Below are 24,949 nucleotides of genomic sequence, written 5' to 3'. Positions count from 1 at the left end.
AGGAGCTTCATAAAGTCGCTCTTTTATACCAAAAAAAATAAACAAATCTAAGTCCGGGGTTTACGTTTCCATCTGGGCTAAAAAATATGAAATACTTAATCACCATCGTCGGACCAACAGCTATAGGTAAAACTGCCTTAAGTATTGCTTTGGCACAACATTTTAAGTGCGAGATAATATCGTGCGATAGCCGTCAGTTTTTCAAAGAAATGACAATTGGTACAGCCGTACCCAATCAAGACGAACTACAGGCTGCTAAACACCATTTTATCCAGAATATATCTATTTTCGAAAACTATACCGTAGGCGATTACGAAAAAGAAGCTATAACCAAGTTAGAAGAACTGTTCCAACACAATGATTATGTAATTCTTGTAGGTGGCTCAGGATTATATGTAGATGCTGTATTAAAAGGGTTTGATGAATTTCCTGAAATCGATACAACAATTCGCGAAAAAGTAGCACTAGAATACGAACAAAACGGAATTTTGTATCTACAAGAGCAATTAAAAAAATTAGATACTGCTTATTACGATAAACTGACTATCGAAAATCCACAGACATTACAAAATCCGCAACGAATGATGCGCTTTGTCGAAGTTTGTTTAGGAACAGGAAAGCCATATTCATCGTTTTTAAATCAGAAAAAGAATAATCGAAACTTCACTCCTGTCTTAATTGGTTTAGAAGCTGACAGAGCTGTAATTTACGACCGAATAAACCAACGTGTTGACATAATGCTTAACCAAGGTTTACTAGAAGAAGCACAAAGCCTTTATCCTAACAAAGCGTTAAATGCACTACAAACGGTCGGATATCGAGAATTATTTAGTTATTTTGATGAAGAATTTACGTTGCCCTTTGCAATCGAAGAAATCAAGAAAAACACCCGACGCTTTGCAAAACGTCAGTTAACTTGGTTCAAACGCAATGAAAACACAAAATGGTTTGATTATCTCACTCCAAAAAATGAGATAATAAACTTCATCGAAGAAAGTATAAAAAAATAAGATAAAGGACTCATGCCAATCTCACCAAATTTCACGTCTGTATTAAGCAAAGACTGGGAAATCAATTTTACACAATGTACGCCAAATGGATATTTAAAATATACCGATATGTGCAATCTTTTACAACTAACAGCCGCAGCCCACTCAGAAGTTGGAGGAATTAGTTTTACAGATATGCAGGAATTCGATCAAGCTTGGGTTTTAAGCCGCATGCGTGTAGAAGTTACTGCTTTGCCTAAATGGCAAGATGTAGTAACGGTAAAAACATGGATTAACAGTCTGGAGAATTCCCGTTCTGTTCGTGCATTAGAAATGTATGTAAACGGCAAAAAAATAATTGGTAGCGAGACATTCTGGGCAGTTTTTAATACAAAAGCACGTCGCCCTGAAGGATTAGCACTTCCTTATGACCATTTTGAGTTATATCCAGATAACAGAGCTACAAAAGAAGGTTTCTCTAAAATTAATATCAATCCAGAAAAAGAATCAGTTTTTGAAAAAACTGTTTATCTATCCGATTTAGATATAGTAAACCATGCCAATAATGTAAAATACTTAGAATGGTGTTTGGATCACGTTGACCCAAAACATATTCTGAATCAGAAAATAGAAAGTTTCGAAATGAATTTCCTAAAAGAATTATCCTTAAATGATGCTGTTGTAATACACGAAAGTGAAACTGAAGACAATTCAACTTTTAGTATTACAAAAGGCGATAAATCTTGCTTCGCATTACAACTTAACTGGAAGAAATAAGGTTTTCAGAACTAACATTTTTAATATCCTGCAAGGTTAAAAAACCTTGCAGGATTATCAATTAAAATCTTCATATTCTATTTTAAACAAACATCTCTTAACCCTGATTGTAGTGAAAAGCATTTTGAAATAAAAAAAACATTTCCTGAATAAAAACAGCGACCAGCGGAAGCTCGTTTTTAATCATAGGAAATGCCTTTTTTATGAAAAATCTTGTAACGGAAAGCGGGAAATAGTTACAAAAAAAAGCTCCGATTTCTCGAAGCTTTTTAATTTATGCAGTTACTTTGTTTTTAACAACTAGTCTAAAACCTTCACCGTGGATGTTAAGAATTTCAACATCTTCGTCTGGTTTAAGATACTTTCTAAGTTTGGCGATATAAACATCCATACTTCTTGAAGTAAAATAATTATCATCTCTCCAGATTTTTGTTAATGCTAATTCTCTTGGCATTAAATCATTTTCATGAAGGATTAACATTTTCAATAATTCGTTTTCTTTTGGAGATAACTTTATTGGCTCTTCATTTTCAAAAGTTAAAAATCTAAGTTTTGAATTTAAATGAAATTTACCAATGTTAAACTCAAACTGAACTTGCTCAGCTTTAGTATCAGAAGATTTTCTTTGAATAATCGCTTTGATTTTCATTAATAATACTTCTGAATCAAATGGCTTGTTCAAATAATCATCTGCTCCTGCTTTGTACCCTTTTAACACGTCCTCTTTCATTGATTTTGCTGTTAAAAAGATAATAGGCACTTCGCTATTTTTCTCTCTGATTTCTTTTGCTAATGTATATCCGTCCTTATATGGCATCATGACATCAAGAATACATAAGTCGTATACGTCTTTCTTGAATTTCTCGAAGCCTTCCATTCCGTTTTTTGCCAATGTAACTTCAAAGTCATTTAGCATTAAATAGTCTTTAAGAACTGCACCAAAATTAAGGTCATCTTCTACTAAAAGAATTCTTTTATTGATATTTTCCATATTTTAATTTATTAGTGGTATTTTTATTATAAAGGTACTACCTTTCCCTTTTTCACTTTCTACATAGACTTGACCATTATGGTCTTCTACTATCCTTTTTACATATGATAAGCCCAATCCGTGGCCTTTAACATTATGTAAATCTCCCGTGTGTTCTCTGTAAAATTTCTCAAAAACTCTTTTTTGAGCCACTTTACTCATTCCTAACCCATTATCTTTTACTTTTATAAGAATCATATCTTTAATGTTCTCTGTAAAAATTTCTATTTTAGGAATACCTGGCGAATACTTTATAGCATTCTCTAAGATATTAACTAAGACGTTGGTAAAATGTACTTCATTAATTAATGCTGTCGCTCTGGCTGCATCGTAATGATTTGTAATAGTACCTTGTCTATCCTCAAGAATCAAACTTACATGCTCAATTGCATCATCGATAATCCCATGGATTTCGGTCGGTTCTTTGTTGATATCCAATTCACTTTTCTCTAATTTAGAGATTCGTAATACATTCTCAACCTGAGCGTGCATTCGTTTATTCTCGTCCCGTATCATCTGAAGGTACCTAAAGACCTTCTCTTTATCTTCGATTATTTTAGGATTTTTAATGGCATCCAAAGCCAGATTTATTGTTGCAATTGGAGTTTTAAACTCATGCGTCATATTATTTATAAAATCTGTTTTAATTTCAGATATATGCTTCTGACGTATTAACTGATTTAATGCACTTGTATAAGCAATTATAATAATAAGCGTAAATATGATTGACAATATGGTTATACTTACTAACTCTGATAGTAAAAATTTCTTCTTGTGAGGAAATGTTACCGATAACTCATATTTGTTATTCCCTTCATTATCTGCAAAAATTGGTATCGAGTAGGTTGATTCTTTATCATATTTAAATCCATCCGATTTAATTTTGGTAGCAATACCACTACTATAAATTCCAAACTCGAATTTTGTTTTTACACCGTACTCTTCTAATTCTTTTTTCAGAAGCTTTTGTAGCTTCTCTTTAGTGATCCTTTCGTTAATTGGCATTGCCGAAGCAATGTCTTTAAAGAATATCTCAAATTGCGCATTATCTAAAACATCCAGATTTCCTGATTTCTCAATCTTTACATCTGGTATTATGCTTTGTTGCAACGAATTATCTATACTGTTATTATTATAAACTTCGGTTGTACGCTTAGAATTAAAATTCTTAAACCTTTCGCTACTAAATTTCTTATCAAAGAACGAGCCATTTATATTATAATCTTCTGATATAATACTATTTGAATATACAATTGTTTTATTTGTTCTAGGATTTTTTTGAACGTAATAAAATTCTAACAAATCATTTTTTTGTGGTACTTTACCTGTACTATCTTTATAATGATTGTATTTATCATAAAAACTATAGGCTTCTTGCTGTTGTAGCTTATCGGCTACATTTCCAATAACTTGTTTAACATGAAACTTAAACTGTTCGTCATTATTTTTAAACGAAGAAGTAAACCAATAAACCTGAACAAGAATTATCCCTATTAAGGATAAACTCATCAATAAAACAAGAATTCTAAAAAACAATTTATTCATCGAAACAAAATTAATATTTTAACAATATACTAAATAATACATTAACCAAATATTAACATTTAAGAGTGATTTTGTTTAATATTTAAAATTTTAAGAATTTTAACAACTTCTTGCTTCGCAATTTTAAGATTCAAATTATGAATAATATAATTACTATTAGCAAAACGCTGTTCATCGTTCCATTGCATATTCATCCTTTTTAAAACATGTTCGCGAGTAGTTTTATCGCGATTCATTACCCTCTCAATTCTGGTTTCCTGGGGTGCGGTAACCGTAATTATAATGTCACATTCTTTATAACGTCCGCTTTCAAACAAAATTGCTGCTTCGTAAATTATATAGGGCTCTTTTTTATGCTTTAGTAACCAATTCTCAAAATCCATTTTTACAGCAGGATGTACAATTGCATTGAGTAATGCTAATTTATCTGCATTATTAAAAACAATATCAGCCAATTTGGCTCTATTTAATGTATTATTATCAAAAATTTCAGCACCAAAAGTTTCATGAATAGCGGCAATTATTTCATCGGATTGCATGACTTTTTTAGCCTCATCATCGGCAATATAAACAGGAATTCCCATTTCATTAAAATACCCTGCTATGGTAGTTTTACCACTACCAATACCTCCTGTTAAGCCTATTACTTTTGTCATATTAAATCTTAAAAAATAATCCCGGAAATGCTTCTTGTGGTTTTTTCTTTAAGATTATTATCTTAATAAATGATTCTAAAAACCCAATTCCGTAACCATAAAATTGCTTCCAAACTGCAATAACTGATAAAAATCCAATTTTTAAACTCTTATTTTGAATTGTCGATACTATAAAAATTATGACAAAATAAACAAAATACAATTGCAACAATATATCAATATTGAAAAACAGCAATATAATAACTGCCAAAACAAGTCCTAAAATAAAACAAGTTGGAAAGAAAAAAGTAAGTTTATTATATTGGGGATACCAACTATTAAGTATTGGTCTGGCTTTTCCAAATTTATTTACCTGAATCGAAAATTTATCCCAATCGATTCTTCGTTTATGATATACGTAAGCTTTAGAGAAAAGTCTGGTTTCGAAACCTAAATTCCATAAACGTATAGACAAATCAGGGTCTTCGCCAGGGTGAATGTTTCCAAATCCTTTTGATGCTTCAAATCCTTTTCTAGATAATCCCATATTAAAGCTACGCGGCTGGAACTTGCCTATTTTCTCTGAGCCTCCTCTTATCCCTCCTGTTGTAAGGAAAGATGTCATGGCAAAATTAATTGCTTTCTGAATATTTGAAAAACTAGCCAATGCTTTATCCGGACCACCAAAACAATCTACATAATCTTCTCTTAGTGCTTTATCAACTTCTGATAAATAATCCGGCGGGATAATACAATCTGAATCAAAAATGATAAAGTAATCTCCTAATGCTTTACGCATTCCAAAATTTCTGGAATCTCCAGGTCCTGAATTTTCTTTAAAATAATAGGAAATATTTAATTTTCCTTGATATTTCTGAACGATGTCATCGCATGGCAATGTTGAACCATCTTCTACAAGTACGATTTCAAAAGGCTCTTTATATTCAGATAATAATAAGCTTTCTAATAGCTCATCAACTTCGTCAGGACGATTATACACTGGTATAATTAAAGAAAACACCATAATTAGGTATGCGGTATTAAGGTAGTATTTGTTTTAACTGTAAAATTTTAACAAAGGTAAGTTATATCCATAAAAAAACCACCAACTTTGGGTTGATGGTTTTAAATAATTATATAAATTCAGTTGGATTATTTGATACTTTCTATCCCAACTACTTCGTTTGTGTCTGCTTTGTAATCTACTCCTTCAAATTCAAATCCGAATAGGTTTAAAAAGTCATTTCTGTATCCAGCCAAATCACCAATTGCCGGCAATGTTTCTGTAGTTGCTTCCAACCATAACTTAGCTACTTTTTCCTGAACATCTTCACGCATTTCCCAATCATCGATACGGATTCTTCCTTTTTCGTCTGTAGGAATTGTTTTTCCTGTATATAATCTATCTTGGAACAAACGCTGAATTTGCTCGATACATCCTTCATGAAGACCTTCGGCTTTCATAATTTTGTACAATAATGAGATATATAAAGGAATAACTGGAATTGCAGAACTTGCTTGTGTAACTAATGCTTTATTTACTGAAACGTATGCTTTTCCGTCTAAATCTTTTAAACTATCTGTAATAGCAAATGCCGTAGCTTCTAAATCATCTTTAGCACGACCGATAGTTCCTTTACGGTAAACTGCCTCTGTTAAAGATGGCCCAATATAAGAATAAGCAACTGTTGTAGCTCCAGGAGCTAATAGGTTTTCTTTTTTCAATGCATCCATCCACATTGACCAATCTTCACCGCCCATTACTGCAACAGTGTTAGCAATCTCTTCTTCTGTACATGGCTCGATAGAAACCTCTGTTACATTTCCTGTATGAAAATCAACAGTTTTATTAGTAAATGTACTTCCGATTGGTTTTAAAACTGAACGATGCAATACTCCTGTAACAGGGTGCAAACGAACTGGAGAAGCTAAGCTATAAATAACTAAATCAATCTGACCTAAGTCAGCTTTAATCAAGTCTAATGTTTGTTGTTTTACTTCGTTAGAAAAAGCATCACCATTAATACTTTTTGCATATAATCCTGCTTTGTGAGCTTCTGCTTCAAAAGCTGCTGAGTTATACCATCCTGGAGAAGCTGTTTTTCCTTCAACTGGTGGTTTTTCAAAAAACACTCCAATTGTAGCGGCATTAGATCCAAATGCACTTGTAATTCTAGAAGCCAATCCAAAACCTGTTGATGCTCCAATTACTAATACTTTTTTAGCACCTTCAATTGGTCCTTTAGATTTTATATATTCTATTTGATTTTTTACATTTTGCTCGCATCCTTTTGGGTGTGATGTCAAACAAATGAATCCTCTCATTCTTGGTTCTATAATCATAATTTTGGAACTGTTTTTTATTTTTATTTTATAAAATGATGGTATTTAACTACCGTTTTTTACTTGGCAAGACCGTTTATTTTGATTGACAAATATAATCCATTTTTTTAGTTAAGCAAGGCTTTAGCATGATTTAAAGCCGAATCTGAAACGACTGAACCTGACAACATTTGAGCTATTTCCATTACTCGTTCTTCTTGCGACAGAAGCTTTAATTCTGATTGTGTATCATCATCTACTGTTGACTTAAATACTTTAAAATGAGATTCTCCCTTTGCCGCTATCTGCGGTAAATGAGTTATTGCAAAGATTTGCATTTGCTGACTCATCTCTTTCATTATCTCTCCCATTCTAACAGCAATTTCTCCTGAAACTCCTGTATCGATTTCATCAAAAATTAATGTTGGCAATTTAGAGTATTGTGCCAAAATTGCTTTTACTGCAAGCATTATACGTGACATTTCCCCTCCTGAAGCAACTTTTTTAAGTAACCCAAAATCGGTTCCTTTGTTTGCAGAAAATAAAAACTGAAGTTCATCTTTTCCGTTCGGGAAATATGTTTCCCCATAATTAATATCAATTTTAAAACGAACATTTGGCATTCCTAATGTTTCTAAAATTGTTATTAATTTATCTGACAATAATGGTATTGCAGCAATTCTGTTTTCATGAATTTTATTTGCAAAAGCATCCAACTCCATTGTTTTTTGCTCAATCGAAGTGGTTAATTTTGCTATTTCTTCTTCGATATTACCCAATTCCAGAACTGAATTTTCTAGTTTAGTTTGAATTTCAATTAAATCATCAACCGAAGCAACTTGATGCTTTTTTTGTAGATTATAAATAACCTGCAATTTCTGACTGATGAAGTCAAGCTGAGCCGGATCATTCAATAACTTCTCTGATGCTTTTTGCAATTCACCCGAAACGTCATCAAACTCTATTGCCAGACTCGTTATTCTTTCAAACAAAGCTCCATATTCCGTTGAGAAAGTAGCAATTTTATGTAAAGAAGCTTTTATTTCATTAAGATTCTGGATTACTCCAAATTGTTCTTCATTGGCTATAGCCAAAGATTTATCTAATGATTCTTTGATAATCTCAACATTGTTAAGTTTTTCAAATTCTTCTTCTAACTCTTCTTGTTGTCCTGATTTTAATTGCGCAGCAACTAATTCATTTAAAAGAAAGGTATTGTATTCTTGTTCTTTAGCCGATTCGCTTTGTTTTTTAAGAAGGGAATTCAGCTTTGTTTTATCTGACTTATATTTTTTTAAAACATTTTGATAATCTGTAATAACACCAAAATTATCAGCAATTGCATCAATAATCTGAAATTGTACACTCTCTTCTGAAAGTTCCTGGGTCTGTTGTTGCGAATGAATATCTATTAAATACAAACTCAACTCTTGCAATTCCTGAAGATTTACAGGACTATCATTTATAAAAGCACGTGATTTTCCCGAAGGCAAGATTTCGCGTCTTATAATAGTATCTTCTTCATAATCTAAATCATTAGCTTCAAAAAAAGCTTCCAGATTGTATTTAGAAATTTTAAAATGTGCTTCGATTACACATTTTTCTTCTTTATTTTTCAATGAAGTCAAATCGGCTCTTTTACCTAAAACTAAGCCTAATGCACCCAATATTATCGACTTTCCCGCTCCAGTTTCACCAGTAATTATAGAAAAGCCTTTTGAAAAATCAATTGATAATTTTTCAATCAGTGCATAATTTTTTATTGACAATGAAGTAATCATATCTCTTTTTTGTAATATAAGTTTTGGAAATAAGCAATCTTAATAGAATGCTTAAAATTTAATCTGCGACCATTTAGCAGAGTTCATTGGCGAAACTCTATTTAAATTCTCTACTAAATCTGCTATAGGAACACTTGGCCCTCCTGTAAATATAGATACAATTTCATCTGATTTAGCATCAAAAAAGACACGCGTTAAAAAAGCATTTGGTTTCGTTGCATTTAGTTTCCCTATAAGCGATAACGAAGTTTTAATTTTTTCTTTGGCTAGCTTTAAATCCTGATTCATTACATCTAAACCTGTATGATACCCATAAACACATTGTCTCAAGTCATTATATGTTGGCGAAAGCATATCGTTAATTAAGAAATAACGATTTTGTACTCCATCAGCCTGACTCCAGCCTTTATATCCTCCTTGTTGAGCTACATTGGCAATACTTTGAGCAGTCTCGAAAAAAGGATTTCCTAATGCTGGCATAAAAGTATCAGCATCCATTCCTAAAATCATGTAGCTATAAAAAGTCATTATAGAAACAAGATTTGATTCGAAAACATTTGGATTGTATAATAAATTTTCAAATTCAGTATATCTAAAACTTAAATCCTTATCATTAAAATTGAATACTGGAGATGAGTAAGTAGAATTATAAATTAATCGAGAGGATTGTATTTGTATTGTACCCGAAAACTGATCTGAGTTATTTGATGTAATTGTAATATACATCGAACAGTTTATTTTTTCATTTTGCTTTAGCAAACTCCCTGTCCAATCTGTATTGTTTACAAATTCGCTCAATGCTGTCTGCAATGTTTTAAAAACTTGCTGATTGGCATTAGGAAGCATTTGTGAGTTTACGGTTACCGTACAATTTAACTGTTGCGCCTGCGTAAGGCCAAAAGTTAAAAACAACAAAAAAGTAAGTATTTTATTCATGAAAATGCTTTATCACCTTATTTAAAATATCAATTGCAACTGCTTCTTTGGATTTTAATTCCATTGGTTCGATGGCAAAAGCCCTATCAATAAAGGTAACTTTGTTAGTTCCCCCACCAAAACCTGCTCCTTTATCCTGTAAAGAATTTAGAACTATCAAATCTAAGTTTTTTTTCTGAATTTTCAGCTTTGCATTCTCAATTTCATTTTCAGTTTCTAAAGCGAATCCAATTAAAAATTGTTTTTTCTTTATTTCCCCTAATGACAATAAGATATCTTTTGTTTTTTCCAGCTCAATTGTAAAATCTTCTGAAGCTTTCTTTATTTTTTGCGATGCAACTATTTTCGGTCTATAATCCGCAACTGCTGCTGCTGCAATTGCAACATCTACATCTGAGAAATACTCATGACATGCATCATACATTTCTTGCGCTGATGTTACCGAAATTACTTTTACTGATGTGTTTGTTACTTTACAATTTGTAGGTCCTGCAACAAGAATAACCGAAGCTCCTAAGTTTGCTGCTTCTGATGCAATATCAAACCCCATTTTTCCTGAGGAATGGTTTCCTATAAAACGTACTGGATCTATTGCTTCGTATGTTGGACCAGCTGTGATTAAAAACTTTTTCCCTTTAAGAGGTAATTTACTTTCTAAATCAGCTTCTAAAAATGCAATTATATTTTCTGGTTCTGCCATACGACCTTCTCCAGACAAACCACTAGCCAACTCTCCGCTTTCAGCAGGAATAATAGTATTTCCGAACTGTTTTAATAACGAAAAACTCGCTAACGTTGAGGGATGTTTATACATATCCAAATCCATTGCTGGCGCAAAGTAAATTGGACATTTTGCCGATAAATAAGCTGCTATCAATAGATTATCGCAAGTACCGTTTGCCATTTTTGACATTGTATTTGCAGTAGCTGGAGCAATAATCATCAAATCGGCCCAAAGTCCTAATTCGACATGATTGTTCCATTTTTCATTTTCATCTTCTTGATTAAAGAAAGAAGAATGTACTGGATTTTTTGATAAGGTTGATAACGTAAGTGGCGTTACAAAATCCTTAGAAGCAGGTGTCATGATTACTTGAATCTCGGCACCTGCTTTTATAAAAAGTCGTACTAATGATGCTGTTTTATAGGCTGCAATTCCACCAGAAACTCCTAGTAAAATTTTCTTACCGTTTAAAACTGACATGGTACTGTATTATTTATTTGAATTTCTGTGGTATGTTTTACCGTCTAACCACTCTTGAACTGCTAAAGCGTGTGGTTTAGGCAATTTTTCGTAAAATTTAGAAACTTCGATTTGTTCTTTGTTTTCGAAAACTTCTTCAAGACTGTCATTATAGGTAGCAAATTCTTCTAACTTTTCAGTCAATTCCTTTTTAATTTCAGAATTAATTTGATTTGCTCTTTTAGCCATAATAGTTATTGCCTCATACACATTACCTGTAGGCTCTTCAATAACCGTTTTATTGTAGGTAATTGTATTTACTGGAGCATTCGTCTTTTTTAAATCCATGACTTTATTTTATTTAGTAAAATTTTGTAACTCTTTTTCAACTCTCTCATTCATCTCATCAGCTTTCACTTTGTAATGAGTATCACTTTTATATTTCATTAAATTAGAATATGCAGTTTTAGCTACTTTTAAACGGTCTTCCATTTTTGCTGAAATACTGTTAATTGCTAACTGATATGCTGAATCAAATTTATAATACAATGCATCTTCTTTGAATTCTGTTCCAGGATACTCTCCAACAAAATTATCAAATGCTACTATCGCCGATTTAAAATCTGAGATAGTATTATATCCTTTTGCATTTTCATATGCTTTTTTCTCCAATTTAGTAGTTAATGCTTTAAGACTTGCATTTGCCTCTACTATATATTGTGAATTTGGATAATTATCTATAAAAGCCTGTAACTTATCGATAGCTTTATTAGTATCTGTTTGATCTAAACTATATACTGGTGACAACATCGAATAACTTTTTGCTCCTAAATAAGCTGCTTCTTCTACTTTTTCACTTCTTGGATATCCAGAAACAAAACTCTCGAATTGATATCCAGCTAAATAATACTGTTTTGTTTTATAATAGGATTGAGAAAACATATAAAATAATTTCTCTGCCTGAGGCTTTCCTCTATATGATGCTGCAAGTTGCTCAAACAAACGAATTGCTTTAGTATACTTTCCGGCATCGTACATTTTTGTTGCAATTTCAAATTTTGCTGCTACATCATCATTTTTTAGTGCTTTTTGATAATCACTACAAGAACAAAAAAGAACAACTACAAACAATACAGATATTATTTTTTTCATTTTTTTACTTTTATTATGATTCCCAGGATGTTTATATCCAAGTAAAACCACACCGAAGTTTCGGTGGCAAATTTAGTTATTAATTTAGCTACTACAAAATATTTTTTGGTATAATAAAATACCTCGTTTTTTATTTTTATTTAATGCTTTTTTTAACAAATTCATCAATGCGATTTGCAAGTGATTCATCGGCTGCAACAAGCGGTAATCTTACGACATTCTCAGCAATACCAAGTGATTTAAACACTTGTTTTATTCCTGCTGGATTCCCTTGCTCAAAAATCATATCAATACAATCTGATAAAAAGTATTGTGTTTTAAATGCTTCATTTACTTTTCTATTCAATCCTAAACGAATCATTTCTGAAAATTCTTTTGGAAAACCTTGTCCAATAACTGATATAACACCTGAACCTCCTGCCAAAATTATTGGCAAAGCAATCATATCATCTCCTGATATAACGAGAAAATCACTTGGTTTATTTTTAAGCAATTGCATTGCTTGTACCAAATCTCCTGCAGCTTCTTTTATTGCAACTACATTTGCAAAATCATTTGCTAAACGTATAACTGTTGATGGCAACATATTGCTAGATGTTCTTCCTGGAACATTATATAATATTACTGGTATTGGTGATGCCTCGGCAATAGCCTTAAAATGCTGATAAATTCCTTCTTGCGTAGGTCTGTTATAATAAGGTGACACTGACAATATAGCTTCAAAAGCTGAAAAATCTCTAGTTTTTAATTCTTCAACAATTTGCATTGTATTATTTCCTCCTACTCCTAATACTAAAGGTAATCTTCCTTTATTTGCATTAATAACTGTAGTGATAACAAGTTCCTTTTCGTCTTGAGTTAATGTTGCGTTTTCTGCAGTTGTACCCATAACTACAAGATATTCAACTCCTCCATCTACAGAAAAATTAACTATTCTTTGTAATGCTTCTGTATCAATTGAAAAATCTTCTTTAAAAGGAGTTACTAGTGCAACGCCTGTTCCTATTAATGATTGCATATTAGATTGTATTTGGTTTAATGTTTTTTAAATATTTAAATAATTCATTCACGAAAATTTTATATTCCTGAACGTTGGTATCAATCATCAATCGATTTAATCTTTTATCAATTGATGCAAAACCAACTTTGAACCTGGCATTCGAATTTTGTGTTACAAGCATCAGCATTACTTTTTCGATATCATAATAACTTATTAATAAATCGAATTTTTCGTTTACAAAGTCTTTTAAAAATCCTTCGGCAATCTTTCCATTCCAATTAAGATGATCAATCCCAAAAGTTGGACAAGAATACGTCTCTTTTTTATTGAATTTGTCTTTATAAACAATAATTTTGATGTTCTTTTTCTCAATTCCTTTTGATACCAATTCGGCTAGTAAAGCTTCTTTTTCTGAAAAATGACTTTCATCTATAAGTAAACCAACCTTTTGTATATCATTAGTAAATGCACCGTTTTTTACATTATTAAGATTTTTCTTTAACGATTTTTTTACAAAAAAAACCTTTGTATAATTTAAAAACATAGTACTTTTACTAGATTACAAAATTAATTATTTAAGTCGCATTTAAGATGGTAAAACTAAAAAAATGAAAGCCAAAAAAAAATCTCGAAAAATCGAGATTTTATATCTTAAAACCAGCCTTTCTTACCTACTTGGTAGGTTTGATAAAACTCTTCGTCAGTTTTAGTTAAGTAAATAATTCCTTCTACAAGACCTATTATTCCTCCAACTCCGCAAGTTACCACTCCGATAACCAACTGAATAATACCTTCTTGAGTATACCCTAAAATAAATTTATGAATACCTAATCCTCCTAACAGAATTGCTAGAACTCCGGCAAGTACTTTTTTATTTTCTGGTTTTACAATTTGTGGGTTGTTCCACTCTTCAGATTTTGAATTTTCCATTTTTATTAGTTAAATAATTTATAATGAATAAAAATAGAAATTTTATTGAGAAAATTCACAAATCCGTCTTAAAATTTTTTACTTACAAACAAACTGCTTTAATTTTATCAACGATTACTTGGGCTAAACGCTCATGACTTTCGAATGTCCAACCTGCAATATGCGGTGTTAAAATTACTTTTCGACCATCTAATAAATACTGAAAAGCCTCGGGAGTATCTTTGTCCTGAAAAAGTGTTTCGAAAGATAATTTTTCATATTCTAAAACATCCAAACCAGCTCCAAGCACTTTCCCTGATTGCATTGCAGTAACTAAATCGGCGGTAACAATGTTCTTACCTCTTGAGGTGTTAATTATCCATAATGGCTTTTTAAATGCATTAATAAATGCTGTATCGACCATTTTATCTGTTTCTGGAGTCCACGGAATATGTAAACTCAATACATCGGTTTTTTCTTGAAGCTCTTTTAATGAAACTTGTTTAGCATTCTTATCTCCAACATTATCCTGAATATCATAACATAAAACTTCTACCTCAAAACCTCTAAGTTTTTTTGCAAATGCTTTACCCATATTACCATAACCTATAATCCCTACCGTTTTTCCGTCAAGTTCATAACCACGATTACTTTCTCGGTTCCATTGTCCCGAACGTATTTCGCTATCGGCAAGATTTAGTTTATTAAAAAGAGACAGAATCATTCCTAATGTATGCTCTGCAACTGCATTACAGTTTCCCTCGGGAGCAGCAATTAGTTCGATATCTTTAGAGAGAGCATAATCACAATCTATGCTTTCTAATCCCGCCCCAACACGTGCTATAAATTTTAAATTTGTTGCTTTATCTATAAATTGTTTGTCGATTTTAAAACGACTTCTGATTACAATTCCCTGATAATCCTGAATTTTTGCTTCAATTTCTTCTTTAGTAGAAGTAAAATCGGCATGGTTTTCAAATCCAGCTTCCTGTAATTGTTCCCAAAGAATTGGGTGATTGCTATCGATATGTAAAACTTTAATTGGCATGAAATTAAGACTTAAATTAGATAAACAAAGTAACAAAAAAAATACGGGTTTTGGTTTTAACCAAAAGAATTCGCTAAGAAATGTGTAAATTCGCATAAAACGATTTTATGAAAACAATTGGATTGATTGGTGGCATGTCATGGGAAAGTTCTTCTTTATATTATCAAATAATAAATAGGAGTGTTCAAGAAAAACTTGGTGGTGTTCATTCCTGTAAATCCGTAATGTACTCAGTAGATTTTAATGAAATTGCAACTTTGCAAAAAGAAGGCAATTGGAATAAATTAGGAATATTAATGTCAGACGCGGCTCAACAACTAGAAAAAGCAGGAGCTGATTTTATCATATTATGCACAAACACAATGCATAAATTATCTGATGAAATAGAAAAAAGCGTATCAATTCCTTTAATTCATATTGTCGACGCAACTGCTGAGAAGATTAATGCAGAAAATTTTAGAAAAATAGGATTGTTAGGAACTTCATTTACAATGGAGCAAGATTTTTTTAAAGGTCGCTTACTCGACAAATATAAAATAGAAACTATAATCCCTAATCAAGAACAAAGAGTCGAAATTCATCGAATAATATATGAAGAATTGGTAAAAGGAATAATAAATACCGATTCAAGAACTATTTTTTTAGATATAATAACCGATTTAATAAGCCAAGGCGCCGAAGGAATTATATTAGGATGTACCGAAATTGAACTACTAATTACCAACGAATACACAGCAACCAAATTATTTAATACAGCAGCAATTCACGCACAAAAAGCTGTAGAACTCGCACTGAAATAACAATATAAAATGAAATTAACAAAAACATTTAAGGCCTTTTTTCAAAGTGAAAAATCAGGAGGTCTGATTTTACTTTTCGTAACTATTCTTTCTCTTTTTTTAGCAAACTCTATTTTCCAAAACGATTATATTGCTTTTTGGGAAACTAATATCGGACATCATTCTATAACACATTGGATAAATGATGGTTTGATGACTATCTTCTTTCTTTTGATAGGATTAGAATTAGAACGCGAAATTTATCAAGGAGAATTAACCAGTATAAAAAATGCTTCATTACCAATTTTTGGTGCTTTGGGCGGAATGCTTATTCCTGCGGGAATATTTTTATTACTGAATTTTGGAACTGCTACACAAAACGGAGCAGGAATCCCAATGGCAACCGACATTGCTTTTGCAATTGGAATTCTATCTCTTTTAGGAAACAAAGTTCCATCTTCACTAAAAGTATTCCTTACTGCTCTTGCCGTAATCGATGATTTGGGTGCTATTGTGGTTATTGCGTTATTCTATACTACAACTATATCGTTCCTATATTTAGCTTTGGCTTTTGCTGTTTTAGGTGTGTTATTTATTTTTAATCGAATGAAAGTTCACAATCTCTATGTTTATCTGATTGGTGGAGTTATCATGTGGTATTTTATGCTAAATTCTGGAGTTCACGCTACAATAACAGGTGTTTTACTTGCTTTTGTAATTCCGTTTGGAGATGGCGGCAAGAAAACTTCTTCTTATAAACTACAGCACTTTTTACATAAACCAGTTGCGTTTTTTATCTTACCATTGTTTGCATTGGCAAATACGTGTATTGCCATAAACTCTGATTGGCATGAAGGTTTAAGTCATCCTAATACACTAGGAATTATTTTAGGATTAGTTGTTGGGAAACCTTTAGGAATAACTCTATTTGCTTTCTTAGGTGTTGCATTAGGAATTTGTACGTTACCTAAAGAACTTAAATGGTCTTACGTTATAGGTGCAGGAATGCTGGGCGGAATTGGATTTACAATGTCCATATTTATAACCCTGCTTGCTTTTAAAGATCCAGAAGTCATTAATTTTTCCAAAATAGCAATTTTGCTTGCTTCATTTATTGCAGGATTACTGGGATTCATCTGGCTAAAATTGACTTTAAAGAAACGTATTAAGAATACTTAAAAACAAAAAAGGACTTTCGGTTAAAACTGAAAGTCCTTTTTTTATAAAAACACTATTTTTAAAACTATCCTTTAATTTGCTTTAAAGAAGTTTTGATTCCTTTAATTAGAGATGAACTAAAACCATTATGTTCCATTTCATTCAATCCAACAATTGTACAGCCTTGTGGTGTTGTTACGCGATCGATTAATTGTTCTGGATGTACTTTTTCCTCTAGCAACATTTTAGCTGCTCCCTTTACGGTTTGCGCCGCTATAGCCAATGCTGTTTGAGAATCAAATCCTATTTCGATTCCTGCTTGCATCGAAGCACGAATATATCGCAATGCATACGCTGTACCGCAAGCACCTAAAACAGTTGCTGCATCCATTAACTTTTCGTCAATAATTGGTGCTGTACCTAAATCTTCAAATAAAGTTACAACTGGTAACGCTTGTGCTCTATCTTTTTCGGTAAATGAAATACATGTAGCCGATTCTCCAAATTGTGCTGCAATATTAGGCATGATTCGTACTACATGATGCTCCTGATTGGTTTTGTTTTGAAGCACATCAATAGCCAAACCACTTACTGCCGAAGCAATTGTTTTATTAGAAATCACAGGAAGGATTTCTGTCAAAACCGTATCAACCTGATATGGCTTTATAGTCAGGATAACAAGATCTGCTTCTTGTATATTATGTTTATTATCTGATGAAACTGTAATTCCTAATTCTTGCAAATACAAGATACTAGCTGTATTTCTTCTGGTAATTGTAACTTGATTATTCTTTGAGAATTTTGCAATCCCTAAGGCTATAGAAACCCCGAGGTTTCCTCCTCCTATTATGTGTACTTTCATTCTGGTTGTAATTTATAGTTTTTTGGTTGTTTTGGTTTAATAGATTTGAGTCTTAAAAAGACTCAAAGAGCATGAAATATAGTGGTTAAGTATATTTAAATTCATGCTTTTATTTTTATAATAACTTGCCTTTTAATAATATGGATGCAATTGTAAAGTAAATAACTAATCCCGTTACATCAACTAATGTTGCTACAAATGGTGCAGATGAAGTTGCTGGATCCAGCTTAAGTTTCTTTAGCATGAATGGTATCATCGACCCAGATAGTGTTCCCCACAATACAATAAATAATAAAGAAAAAGAAACCGTTAGTGCAACAAAAAACCAATGGATTCCATATTCATACAATCCTGTTTTTTGCCATATCATGATTCTTATAAAACCAACAATACCTAATATAGAACCCAATAAAAAACCTGATGCAATTTCTTTTTTCATTACATACCACCAGTCTTTTAGTGTTAACTCTTTTAAGGCCATTGCACGAATAATAAGTGTTGCAGCTTGTGATCCCGAATTACCTCCACTAGAAATAATAAGCGGAACAAATAAAGCCAAGACAACAGCTTTCTCTATTTCTCCTTCAAAAAAGCCCATTGCAGATGCAGTAAACATTTCTCCAATAAACAGAACCACCAACCAGGTAGCTCTTTTTTTAACCATTTCAAAAAGAGTAGTTTCTACATACGGTAATTCAAGAGCTTCCAAACCCCCAAATTTCTGAATGTCCTCGGTATCCCTTTTTTCTATTTCATCTCTTATGACATCGATAACATCATCAATCGTAATGCGACCTACCAAACGTCCCAGTTCATCTACAACCGGAATTGCTTCCAAGTCATATTTTTCCATGATACGCCCTACTTCAACATCGGGAGTTTCTACATCTACATAATGTAATTTCTTAATGTAAACCTCACTAACAGGAGTTCGTGTAGAAGTGGTTAATAAATCCTTAAGCGACAAACGTCCTTTTAATCTATCTTCATCATCGACTACATAAATCGAATGTACTCTTGAAATATTTTCTGCCTGAATTCGCATTTCTTTCACACAAGTAAGCACATTCCAATTTTCATTGACTTTTACCAACTCTTTGTGCATGATTCCCCCTGCAGTATTCTCGGCGTAACGTAATAAATCTACAATGCCTTTAGCATGTTCTACGTCCTGAAGTTCAGATATTACTTCGGCTTTTCTATCTTTCGATAATTCACCAATAATATCAGCAGCATCATTTGTTTCTAATTCATCAAGCTCCTCGGCAATCTCTTTTGGCGAAAGCCTGCTTAATATATTCTCACGCAAATCATCTTCCAATTCCAGAAGAATCTCAGCGGTTTTTTCGCTATCTAATACTTTAAATATGTAAGTTGCTTTATCAAAATCCAGTTCATCCAGGATTTCGGCAATATCAGCATGGTGAATATCATTCAATAAAACTTCCAATTGCTTGTCGTTTTTACTCTGAATGAGTGTTTCTAATTCTTGTATTAGACCTTTGCTGATTTTAAACTCCATCGGCTTCTATTTTCTGAGTTAATGCTATAAATTCTGCCACGTTTAGTTGTTCCGGGCGTAAATCAAAGATAGTGTCTTCTCTTAACTTGTCTGATAAATTTAATGTTTTCAAACTGTTACGTAACGTTTTCCTACGTTGCTGGAAAGCTGTTTTCACTACTGTAAAGAATAACTTTTCGCCGCAAGGCAAACTGTAATCTTCTTTTCGGGTCATTTTCATAACTCCCGATTTTACTTTGGGGGGCGGAATAAATACATTCTCATCTACCGTAAACAAGTATTCGGTATCATAAAAAGCCTGTGCCAAAACCGATAGTATCCCATAAGCTTTAGACCCTTTCTTTTCACAAATACGTTGTGCTACTTCTTTTTGAAACATTCCAGAAAATTCTGGAATCTGATCACGATATTCTAATGTTTTAAAAACAATCTGAGTAGAAATATTATATGGGAAATTCCCAATTATAGCAAATTGTTTTTTCTCAAAAACTTCATTTATATCATACTTCAAAAAATCCTTTGAAATAATTTTATCTTTTAATTTTGGATAATTCTCATCTAGATAAGTTACCGATTCAGTATCAATTTCGATAACATAGGTATTGATTGGCTTTTCTAACAAGTATTTGGTTAACACACCCATTCCTGGTCCAATTTCCAGAACCTCGTCATATCCTTTTAAACTTAACGTATCTGCTATTGCCTTAGCGATGCTTTCATCCTTAAGGAAATGCTGTCCGAGATGTTTTTTGGCTTTTACTTTTTCCATTTATTTTAGATTATCAGATTGTTAGATTATTGAGTTTTTTGAAATATCAATCCACTCAAATATCAAATAATCTATTTTTTATTAATTTCCCGAAGTTGTTGAATATCTAGTAAATCCTTAGCTCTATTCGCTTTAATTTTACTTGTAATCAAGTCTTCTAAAGATAAAACATTCCATCTTAAAAATGTTTTGTCATTTACAGTTACTTCCTCACTGTCATTGTAAGCTTCTTCAAAAGTTTTATTTACCGAAAATTTGGTAATTAATTCTAAATCTAAATCAATTGGAGAAAATTTCACTGAAATATTCTGTTCTTGTTTTTTTACATTTTCAGGGAAATCAGTAATTTCATACCCCATCTCATTGAAAACAACAACTAATTTTTTAAAATTTTCATCTGTTGTTTCTATCCAAAAATCAACATCTGCTGAATGTCTTTGATAACCATGGAAGTTAACGGCTCCCCCACCAACCATAAGCATTCGAACTTGATGTTTGTTAGCTAAAGTAATGAACTCGTTAATGTTTTGATCCCACAATTTTAGCATCCTACTTTGATTTTATAACAATCAGAAAATTATCTTTATTCTTATCTTCTTTATTCTTAACAGGAAACTTGCTCACACGTTCCATCAAACGAAAAAAGCTATATACCCTTTCCGTTTTAGACAACTTCAAGAAATCCTCTTGTTGTTGTTTATTGCTCTGTTCCTTAGTTTGAAATTTAATTTCCATTTATATTTTCAGATTGTTAGACTCTCCAAAATATCAAATAATCTATTTAATGCTCCGAGATAAACTCTAATTCTGTTCTAAAAGAAAGCATTTTATCTGCAAATAATCGCAATGCTTCCTGACTGAAAGCTGGCTCGTCTTCAAGGTAATATTTCTCTAACGTTTCCTTACTATCAGTAACATATTGAACAGAATAAGTAATCCCGCCCATTTCTTCATCTACTAAAACTTTTACTATTCTTGCAGATGAAAATTTTCCTGTTGCTAAAATTTCAGGAATATGTTTTTGTTGCATCCAATTTAACCATTGGTTATGCACACTTTCATGTATGTTTGTGGTGATGTTGTAAATAATCATTTTTATCTGTTTAATCGTTTTTTCGGTTAATCGGTTAAACGAATAACCAATTAAACCTAGCTATAAATTGGTATCGCCTCGCAATTCCCTGTATCTCTTTCTGGCATCTACAAAATAAATACTATCCTGATGGTTAAAAATTACTTTCTCATATAAGGCTTTTGCCTTTTCTAAATCCTGTAATTTCTTATTGTAAATTTCTGCCGAAAAGAACAATGCTTCATCAATATAGATTCCGTCACTATGTTGATCGATAATCAATTGATATTGACTTAAAGCCGAATTATAATCGCCTAAGTCTTCGTAAATTTGTCCTAATCGCAGCAAAGTTACGGCTTCTATTTCTTGTCCTTTAAAAGTTTTTAATATATTTTGAAATTGAGCTATCGCATCTTGATTTCTATTTTGATATATAAGATAGTCTCCCTTTGCAAATTGCTTCAAAGCCGTTTGTGTAGAATCGGCAACTGTATTATCATTTATCAATAAAAAATACTCCAAAGCATCATTTGCAATCAACTGTGTATTAGCCGATTTCAACTCTTTAAACTGTTTTAAAGCCCATACAAAATCAGTTTTAAAATAACTCGTTTTGGCAGCTTTTAAACTCGCTTCATGCGCCATAACATCGTTTTTAAGATCCAATTCTATTTGTGAATAATACAATAACGCCTGATTAAATTTTTCTTCAAAAAGCAAAATATCAGCTAATTCCATTTTAGCCTCTGCTTTTTGATAATCATTCAGTTGTAATTCGAGTGCATTCTTAACAATCGTTTTTGCTTCTTCCGATTTTTTTAAATCAAAAGCCAAAAAATGTGCTTGAATTAATTGCAAAGATAAGGTAAAAGGACTTATGCCATAAGTTGTTAGCAATTCTTGGAGTCCTGTATTAATTACTGGATATTCTTTTTCGGTTGCTTTGTCAATTTTTATTTTATACAAATAGGTATTTGCCTGTACAAGCAAACTTAAATCTTTTGTATTCTCCAGAACAAAAGCTAAAATCTCCTGAGCTGCTTCGGGATCTTCATCATCAATCGCAAACTGAGCCAAATTAACAATACTCGAAAGTGATTCGGGATCACGCTTGTAAATGGCTTTTTCCTGAATAAATGCTTTCGCAAACTCTTTTTGTTGCACATAAAACCAACTCAAATAGTGATTCCAAAAAACATCTTGGTCTTTTTGAGTTCTTAAAATAAGTGCTTTTCGTAATGCGTCATTGAAACTTGTATCGGCAGCATCTGCCATAAACCTTGATAACTGACTCTGAATTAATGGAGTGTTCTGTTGATTTTCATTAGATTCTGTCAACAAAGTTTCAATCATCATATCAGTCTTACCCATTTGTCCGTAGAGTAAACCAATCTGAAAATTAAAATTAAAACTAGGCTGAATTTTGGATGCCATTTGATATGCTTTTAAAGCATATTCCAATAACACTTTTTTCTCAAAAGAATTGGCAATACCAAATACCTCATTAGGATTTGTAGAGATTTTATCTAAAGCCTGATCGTAGAAGTTTTTGGCTTTAGCATCATTTTTTTGCAATTGAAAATTATATCCCAGTTCAATTAAAATAGTACCTTGTTTGTACTTATTAAATCGATTTTGGATAATTTTTTCGGCTACATCAAACTGTTGTAGTTGTTGATAACAATCAATAGTTCGATAAAAATATTGTGTGTTCGAAGGATTAGTATCCAACAATTCCTGATAGCTGATTTTTGCTTTTTCAAAATCACCTTTATCGTAATAATATTGCGCTAATTGTTCATTTTGAGCAAATGTAAATAGCGAGAATGATAAAGTAATAAATAGAAAGAGCTTTTTCATCTTCGGTTTTTAGTTACAGTTTTAGTATTCAGTCTCAGTGACAGTTTTCAGTTTCCAAACTGGACTGAAAACTGCAACCGAATACTGTTTACTAAAAAGATTAGTCTATAATATCAAACCCACAGTATGGTCGTAATACTTCTGGAATTACGATTCCTTCTGGTGTTTGGTAATTTTCAAGAATTCCCGCAAGTACCCTTGGCAAAGCCAATGAACTTCCGTTTAATGTATGAGCCAATTGATTTTTTCCGTCTTTATCTTTAAAACGTAATTTCAAACGGTTCGCTTGAAAAGTTTCGAAGTTAGAAACTGAACTAATCTCTAACCAACGATCTTGTGCTGTAGAGAAAACTTCAAAGTCATATGTCAATGCTGCTGTAAAACCCATATCACCACCACACAAACGTAAAATTCGGTATGGTAACTTTAATTCTTGCAAAATAGTTTTCACATGCTCCACCATTCCGTCAAGCGCTTTATATGAATTATCCGGATGCTCAACACGTACAATTTCTACTTTGTCAAATTGGTGCAAACGGTTTAATCCACGTACGTGAGCTCCATAAGAACCCGCCTCACGACGGAAACAAGGCGTATATGCTGTATGTAAAACAGGCAATTCGCTTTCGCTCAAAATAACATCACGGAATAAATTTGTAACAGGAACTTCGGCAGTTGGGATTAAGTATAAATCGTCAATAGTCGAATGATACATTTGTCCTTCTTTGTCTGGCAACTGTCCTGTTCCATATCCTGAAGCTTCATTTACTAAATGCGGAACTTGCACTTCATTATATCCTGCGGCAGTATTTTTATCTAAAAAATAATTGATTAAAGCACGTTGTAATCTAGCACCTTTTCCTTTATAAACAGGAAATCCAGCACCAGCTATTTTTACACCAAGCTCAAAATCGATAATATCATATTTTTTTACCAAATCCCAATGTGGTTGTGCACCTTCATGCAAAACTGGAATTTCACCCTCTTCAAAAACATTCAAATTGTCTTCTGGAGTTTTCCCTGCTGGTACAATATCAGCTGGAAGGTTTGGCAATGCGTATAATTTTTGAGTTAAATCCTGAGCCAAAATATCAGCTTTGTCTGCTAACTCTTTACTTTTTTCTTTTAATACAACTGTTTTCTCTTTTAAGATTGCGGCTTTAGATTTTTCACCCGCTTTCATCAATTCGCCAATATCTTTGGATAATTTATTAGATTCAGACAAAATGTTATCCAACTCAACTTGAGTTGCACGACGTTTTTCATCTAGTTGCACCACTTCTTCAACAGCGCTTTTGGCATCGATATTTCGTTTTGCCAAAGCTGTGATTACTTTTTCCTGATTTTCTCTAATAAATGCGATTTGTAACATAGCTTAAATTTTGTAACTATTGTATATTTATATATTAAGGAAGCAAATTTAAGGAAATGTTTGCTAAGAATGGGACAAAGTTTATAGCGAAAGGTAATTTCTTACTTATAAAAAAATATTATTCCACAAACTGTTGTCCTCCTGAGCGGAGTCAAAGGATCACAAAGTTGCACAAAGGCGACACAAAGACTCCCAAAAGTTTAATTAAATAGAAATAAGTACAATACTTTGTCCTCCTGAGTAGAGTT

General features: G+C 32.3%; 25 protein-coding genes. 4 read left to right on the top strand and 21 right to left on the bottom strand.

Translation table 11 applies throughout. The annotated features are described in order from the left end of the window. Positions 1-86 precede the first annotated feature (86 nt). The gene (gene miaA / locus B8T70_RS18345) at positions 87-1,010 is read left to right on the top strand and encodes a tRNA (adenosine(37)-N6)-dimethylallyltransferase MiaA (RefSeq protein ID WP_086895771.1); all 924 of its coding nucleotides are present in this window, start codon (positions 87-89) and stop codon (positions 1,008-1,010) included. Positions 1,011-1,022: 12 nt separating this feature from the next. Continuing rightward, on the top strand, positions 1,023-1,766 hold the full coding sequence (locus B8T70_RS18340) for an acyl-[acyl-carrier-protein] thioesterase (protein ID WP_086895770.1): 744 nt from the start codon (positions 1,023-1,025) through the stop codon (positions 1,764-1,766). 274 nt (positions 1,767-2,040) lie between these two features. Here B8T70_RS18340 and B8T70_RS18335 read toward each other — a convergent pair whose 3' ends face one another. The 14 genes from B8T70_RS18335 to B8T70_RS18270 all read right to left on the bottom strand — a co-directional run bounded on the left by B8T70_RS18335 (position 2,041) and on the right by B8T70_RS18270 (position 15,307). Continuing rightward, positions 2,041-2,757, bottom strand: coding sequence for a response regulator transcription factor (locus B8T70_RS18335; protein ID WP_035620894.1), 717 nt, complete (start codon positions 2,755-2,757; stop codon positions 2,041-2,043). A 3-nt stretch (positions 2,758-2,760) separates the two neighbouring features. Beyond that, positions 2,761-4,341: a sensor histidine kinase KdpD gene (locus B8T70_RS18330; RefSeq protein ID WP_035620893.1), complete on the bottom strand. Its 1,581-nt coding sequence runs from the start codon at positions 4,339-4,341 to the stop codon at positions 2,761-2,763. A gap of 59 nt (positions 4,342-4,400) precedes the next feature. After that, positions 4,401-4,997, bottom strand: coding sequence for a dephospho-CoA kinase (gene coaE, locus B8T70_RS18325; RefSeq protein ID WP_086895769.1), 597 nt, complete (start codon positions 4,995-4,997; stop codon positions 4,401-4,403). Position 4,998: 1 nt separating this feature from the next. Next, a complete protein-coding gene (locus tag B8T70_RS18320; RefSeq protein WP_039120199.1) occupies positions 4,999-6,000 on the bottom strand; it encodes a glycosyltransferase family 2 protein in 1,002 nt (333 codons plus the stop codon). A gap of 128 nt (positions 6,001-6,128) precedes the next feature. Beyond that, entirely contained in the window at positions 6,129-7,319 is a 1,191-nt protein-coding gene (gene fabV, locus B8T70_RS18315; protein WP_086895768.1) for an enoyl-ACP reductase FabV, read from the bottom strand. A 107-nt stretch (positions 7,320-7,426) separates the two neighbouring features. Next, a complete protein-coding gene (gene recN, locus B8T70_RS18310) occupies positions 7,427-9,079 on the bottom strand; it encodes a DNA repair protein RecN (RefSeq protein WP_039113072.1) in 1,653 nt (550 codons plus the stop codon). Between the two features lie 51 nt (positions 9,080-9,130). Further along, complete coding sequence (locus tag B8T70_RS18305) at positions 9,131-10,015, bottom strand: DUF4835 family protein (RefSeq protein WP_039113073.1); 885 nt, start codon at positions 10,013-10,015, stop codon at positions 9,131-9,133. Beyond that, positions 10,008-11,219, bottom strand: coding sequence for a bifunctional phosphopantothenoylcysteine decarboxylase/phosphopantothenate--cysteine ligase CoaBC (coaBC, locus tag B8T70_RS18300; protein ID WP_039120197.1), 1,212 nt, complete (start codon positions 11,217-11,219; stop codon positions 10,008-10,010). Before coaBC ends, B8T70_RS18305 begins: the two co-directional genes overlap by 8 nt. Before the next feature lie 9 nt (positions 11,220-11,228). Further along, positions 11,229-11,546 (bottom strand): DNA-directed RNA polymerase subunit omega, encoded by a 318-nt coding sequence (locus B8T70_RS18295; protein ID WP_012025451.1) that lies wholly within the window; start codon positions 11,544-11,546, stop codon positions 11,229-11,231. A 9-nt stretch (positions 11,547-11,555) separates the two neighbouring features. Next, complete coding sequence (locus B8T70_RS18290; RefSeq protein WP_039113093.1) at positions 11,556-12,350, bottom strand: outer membrane protein assembly factor BamD; 795 nt, start codon at positions 12,348-12,350, stop codon at positions 11,556-11,558. A 136-nt stretch (positions 12,351-12,486) separates the two neighbouring features. After that, the gene (dapA, locus tag B8T70_RS18285; protein WP_039113075.1) at positions 12,487-13,368 is read right to left on the bottom strand and encodes a 4-hydroxy-tetrahydrodipicolinate synthase; all 882 of its coding nucleotides are present in this window, start codon (positions 13,366-13,368) and stop codon (positions 12,487-12,489) included. A gap of 1 nt (position 13,369) precedes the next feature. Further along, complete coding sequence (locus B8T70_RS18280; protein ID WP_086895767.1) at positions 13,370-13,894, bottom strand: hypothetical protein; 525 nt, start codon at positions 13,892-13,894, stop codon at positions 13,370-13,372. A gap of 107 nt (positions 13,895-14,001) precedes the next feature. Next, entirely contained in the window at positions 14,002-14,280 is a 279-nt protein-coding gene (locus tag B8T70_RS18275; protein WP_039116557.1) for a TM2 domain-containing protein, read from the bottom strand. 82 nt (positions 14,281-14,362) lie between these two features. After that, positions 14,363-15,307 carry a 2-hydroxyacid dehydrogenase gene (locus tag B8T70_RS18270; RefSeq protein WP_039118132.1) on the bottom strand — a complete coding sequence of 315 codons (945 nt, stop codon included), beginning with the start codon at positions 15,305-15,307 and terminating at the stop codon, positions 14,363-14,365. A gap of 107 nt (positions 15,308-15,414) precedes the next feature. Here B8T70_RS18270 and B8T70_RS18265 point away from each other — a divergent pair, with 107 nt between their 5' ends. Next, positions 15,415-16,107 (top strand): aspartate/glutamate racemase family protein, encoded by a 693-nt coding sequence (locus B8T70_RS18265; protein ID WP_039118131.1) that lies wholly within the window; start codon positions 15,415-15,417, stop codon positions 16,105-16,107. Positions 16,108-16,116: 9 nt separating this feature from the next. Beyond that, on the top strand, positions 16,117-17,265 hold the full coding sequence (gene nhaA, locus B8T70_RS18260; RefSeq protein WP_039118130.1) for a Na+/H+ antiporter NhaA: 1,149 nt from the start codon (positions 16,117-16,119) through the stop codon (positions 17,263-17,265). A 64-nt stretch (positions 17,266-17,329) separates the two neighbouring features. On the opposite strand, the gene proC is transcribed toward nhaA, so the two are convergent. The 7 genes from proC to serS form a co-directional block, all read right to left on the bottom strand. After that, positions 17,330-18,106: a pyrroline-5-carboxylate reductase gene (proC, locus tag B8T70_RS18255; protein WP_039118129.1), complete on the bottom strand. Its 777-nt coding sequence runs from the start codon at positions 18,104-18,106 to the stop codon at positions 17,330-17,332. 115 nt (positions 18,107-18,221) lie between these two features. Beyond that, complete coding sequence (gene mgtE, locus B8T70_RS18250) at positions 18,222-19,628, bottom strand: magnesium transporter (RefSeq protein ID WP_039118128.1); 1,407 nt, start codon at positions 19,626-19,628, stop codon at positions 18,222-18,224. Then, complete coding sequence (gene rsmA / locus B8T70_RS18245; RefSeq protein WP_086895766.1) at positions 19,618-20,397, bottom strand: 16S rRNA (adenine(1518)-N(6)/adenine(1519)-N(6))-dimethyltransferase RsmA; 780 nt, start codon at positions 20,395-20,397, stop codon at positions 19,618-19,620. The genes mgtE and rsmA overlap by 11 nt, the downstream gene beginning before the upstream one ends. 71 nt (positions 20,398-20,468) lie before the next feature. Then, entirely contained in the window at positions 20,469-20,945 is a 477-nt protein-coding gene (locus tag B8T70_RS18240) for a nucleotidyl transferase AbiEii/AbiGii toxin family protein (RefSeq protein ID WP_039118127.1), read from the bottom strand. A gap of 233 nt (positions 20,946-21,178) precedes the next feature. Beyond that, positions 21,179-21,490, bottom strand: a complete 312-nt coding sequence (locus B8T70_RS18230) for a DUF4286 family protein (protein ID WP_039116568.1) — start codon at positions 21,488-21,490, stop codon at positions 21,179-21,181. 60 nt (positions 21,491-21,550) lie between these two features. Further along, positions 21,551-23,329, bottom strand: a complete 1,779-nt coding sequence (locus tag B8T70_RS18225) for a tetratricopeptide repeat protein (protein WP_086895765.1) — start codon at positions 23,327-23,329, stop codon at positions 21,551-21,553. A 100-nt stretch (positions 23,330-23,429) separates the two neighbouring features. After that, on the bottom strand, positions 23,430-24,701 hold the full coding sequence (gene serS, locus B8T70_RS18220; protein WP_086895764.1) for a serine--tRNA ligase: 1,272 nt from the start codon (positions 24,699-24,701) through the stop codon (positions 23,430-23,432). Between the last annotated feature and the right edge of the window lie 248 nt (positions 24,702-24,949).

This window comes from Flavobacterium sp. AJR, from assembly GCF_002156885.1.
Taxonomy (GTDB): domain Bacteria; phylum Bacteroidota; class Bacteroidia; order Flavobacteriales; family Flavobacteriaceae; genus Flavobacterium.
The sequence above is the reverse complement of the archived record's forward strand: the minus strand, read 5'-3'. Positions and strand labels throughout refer to the sequence as shown.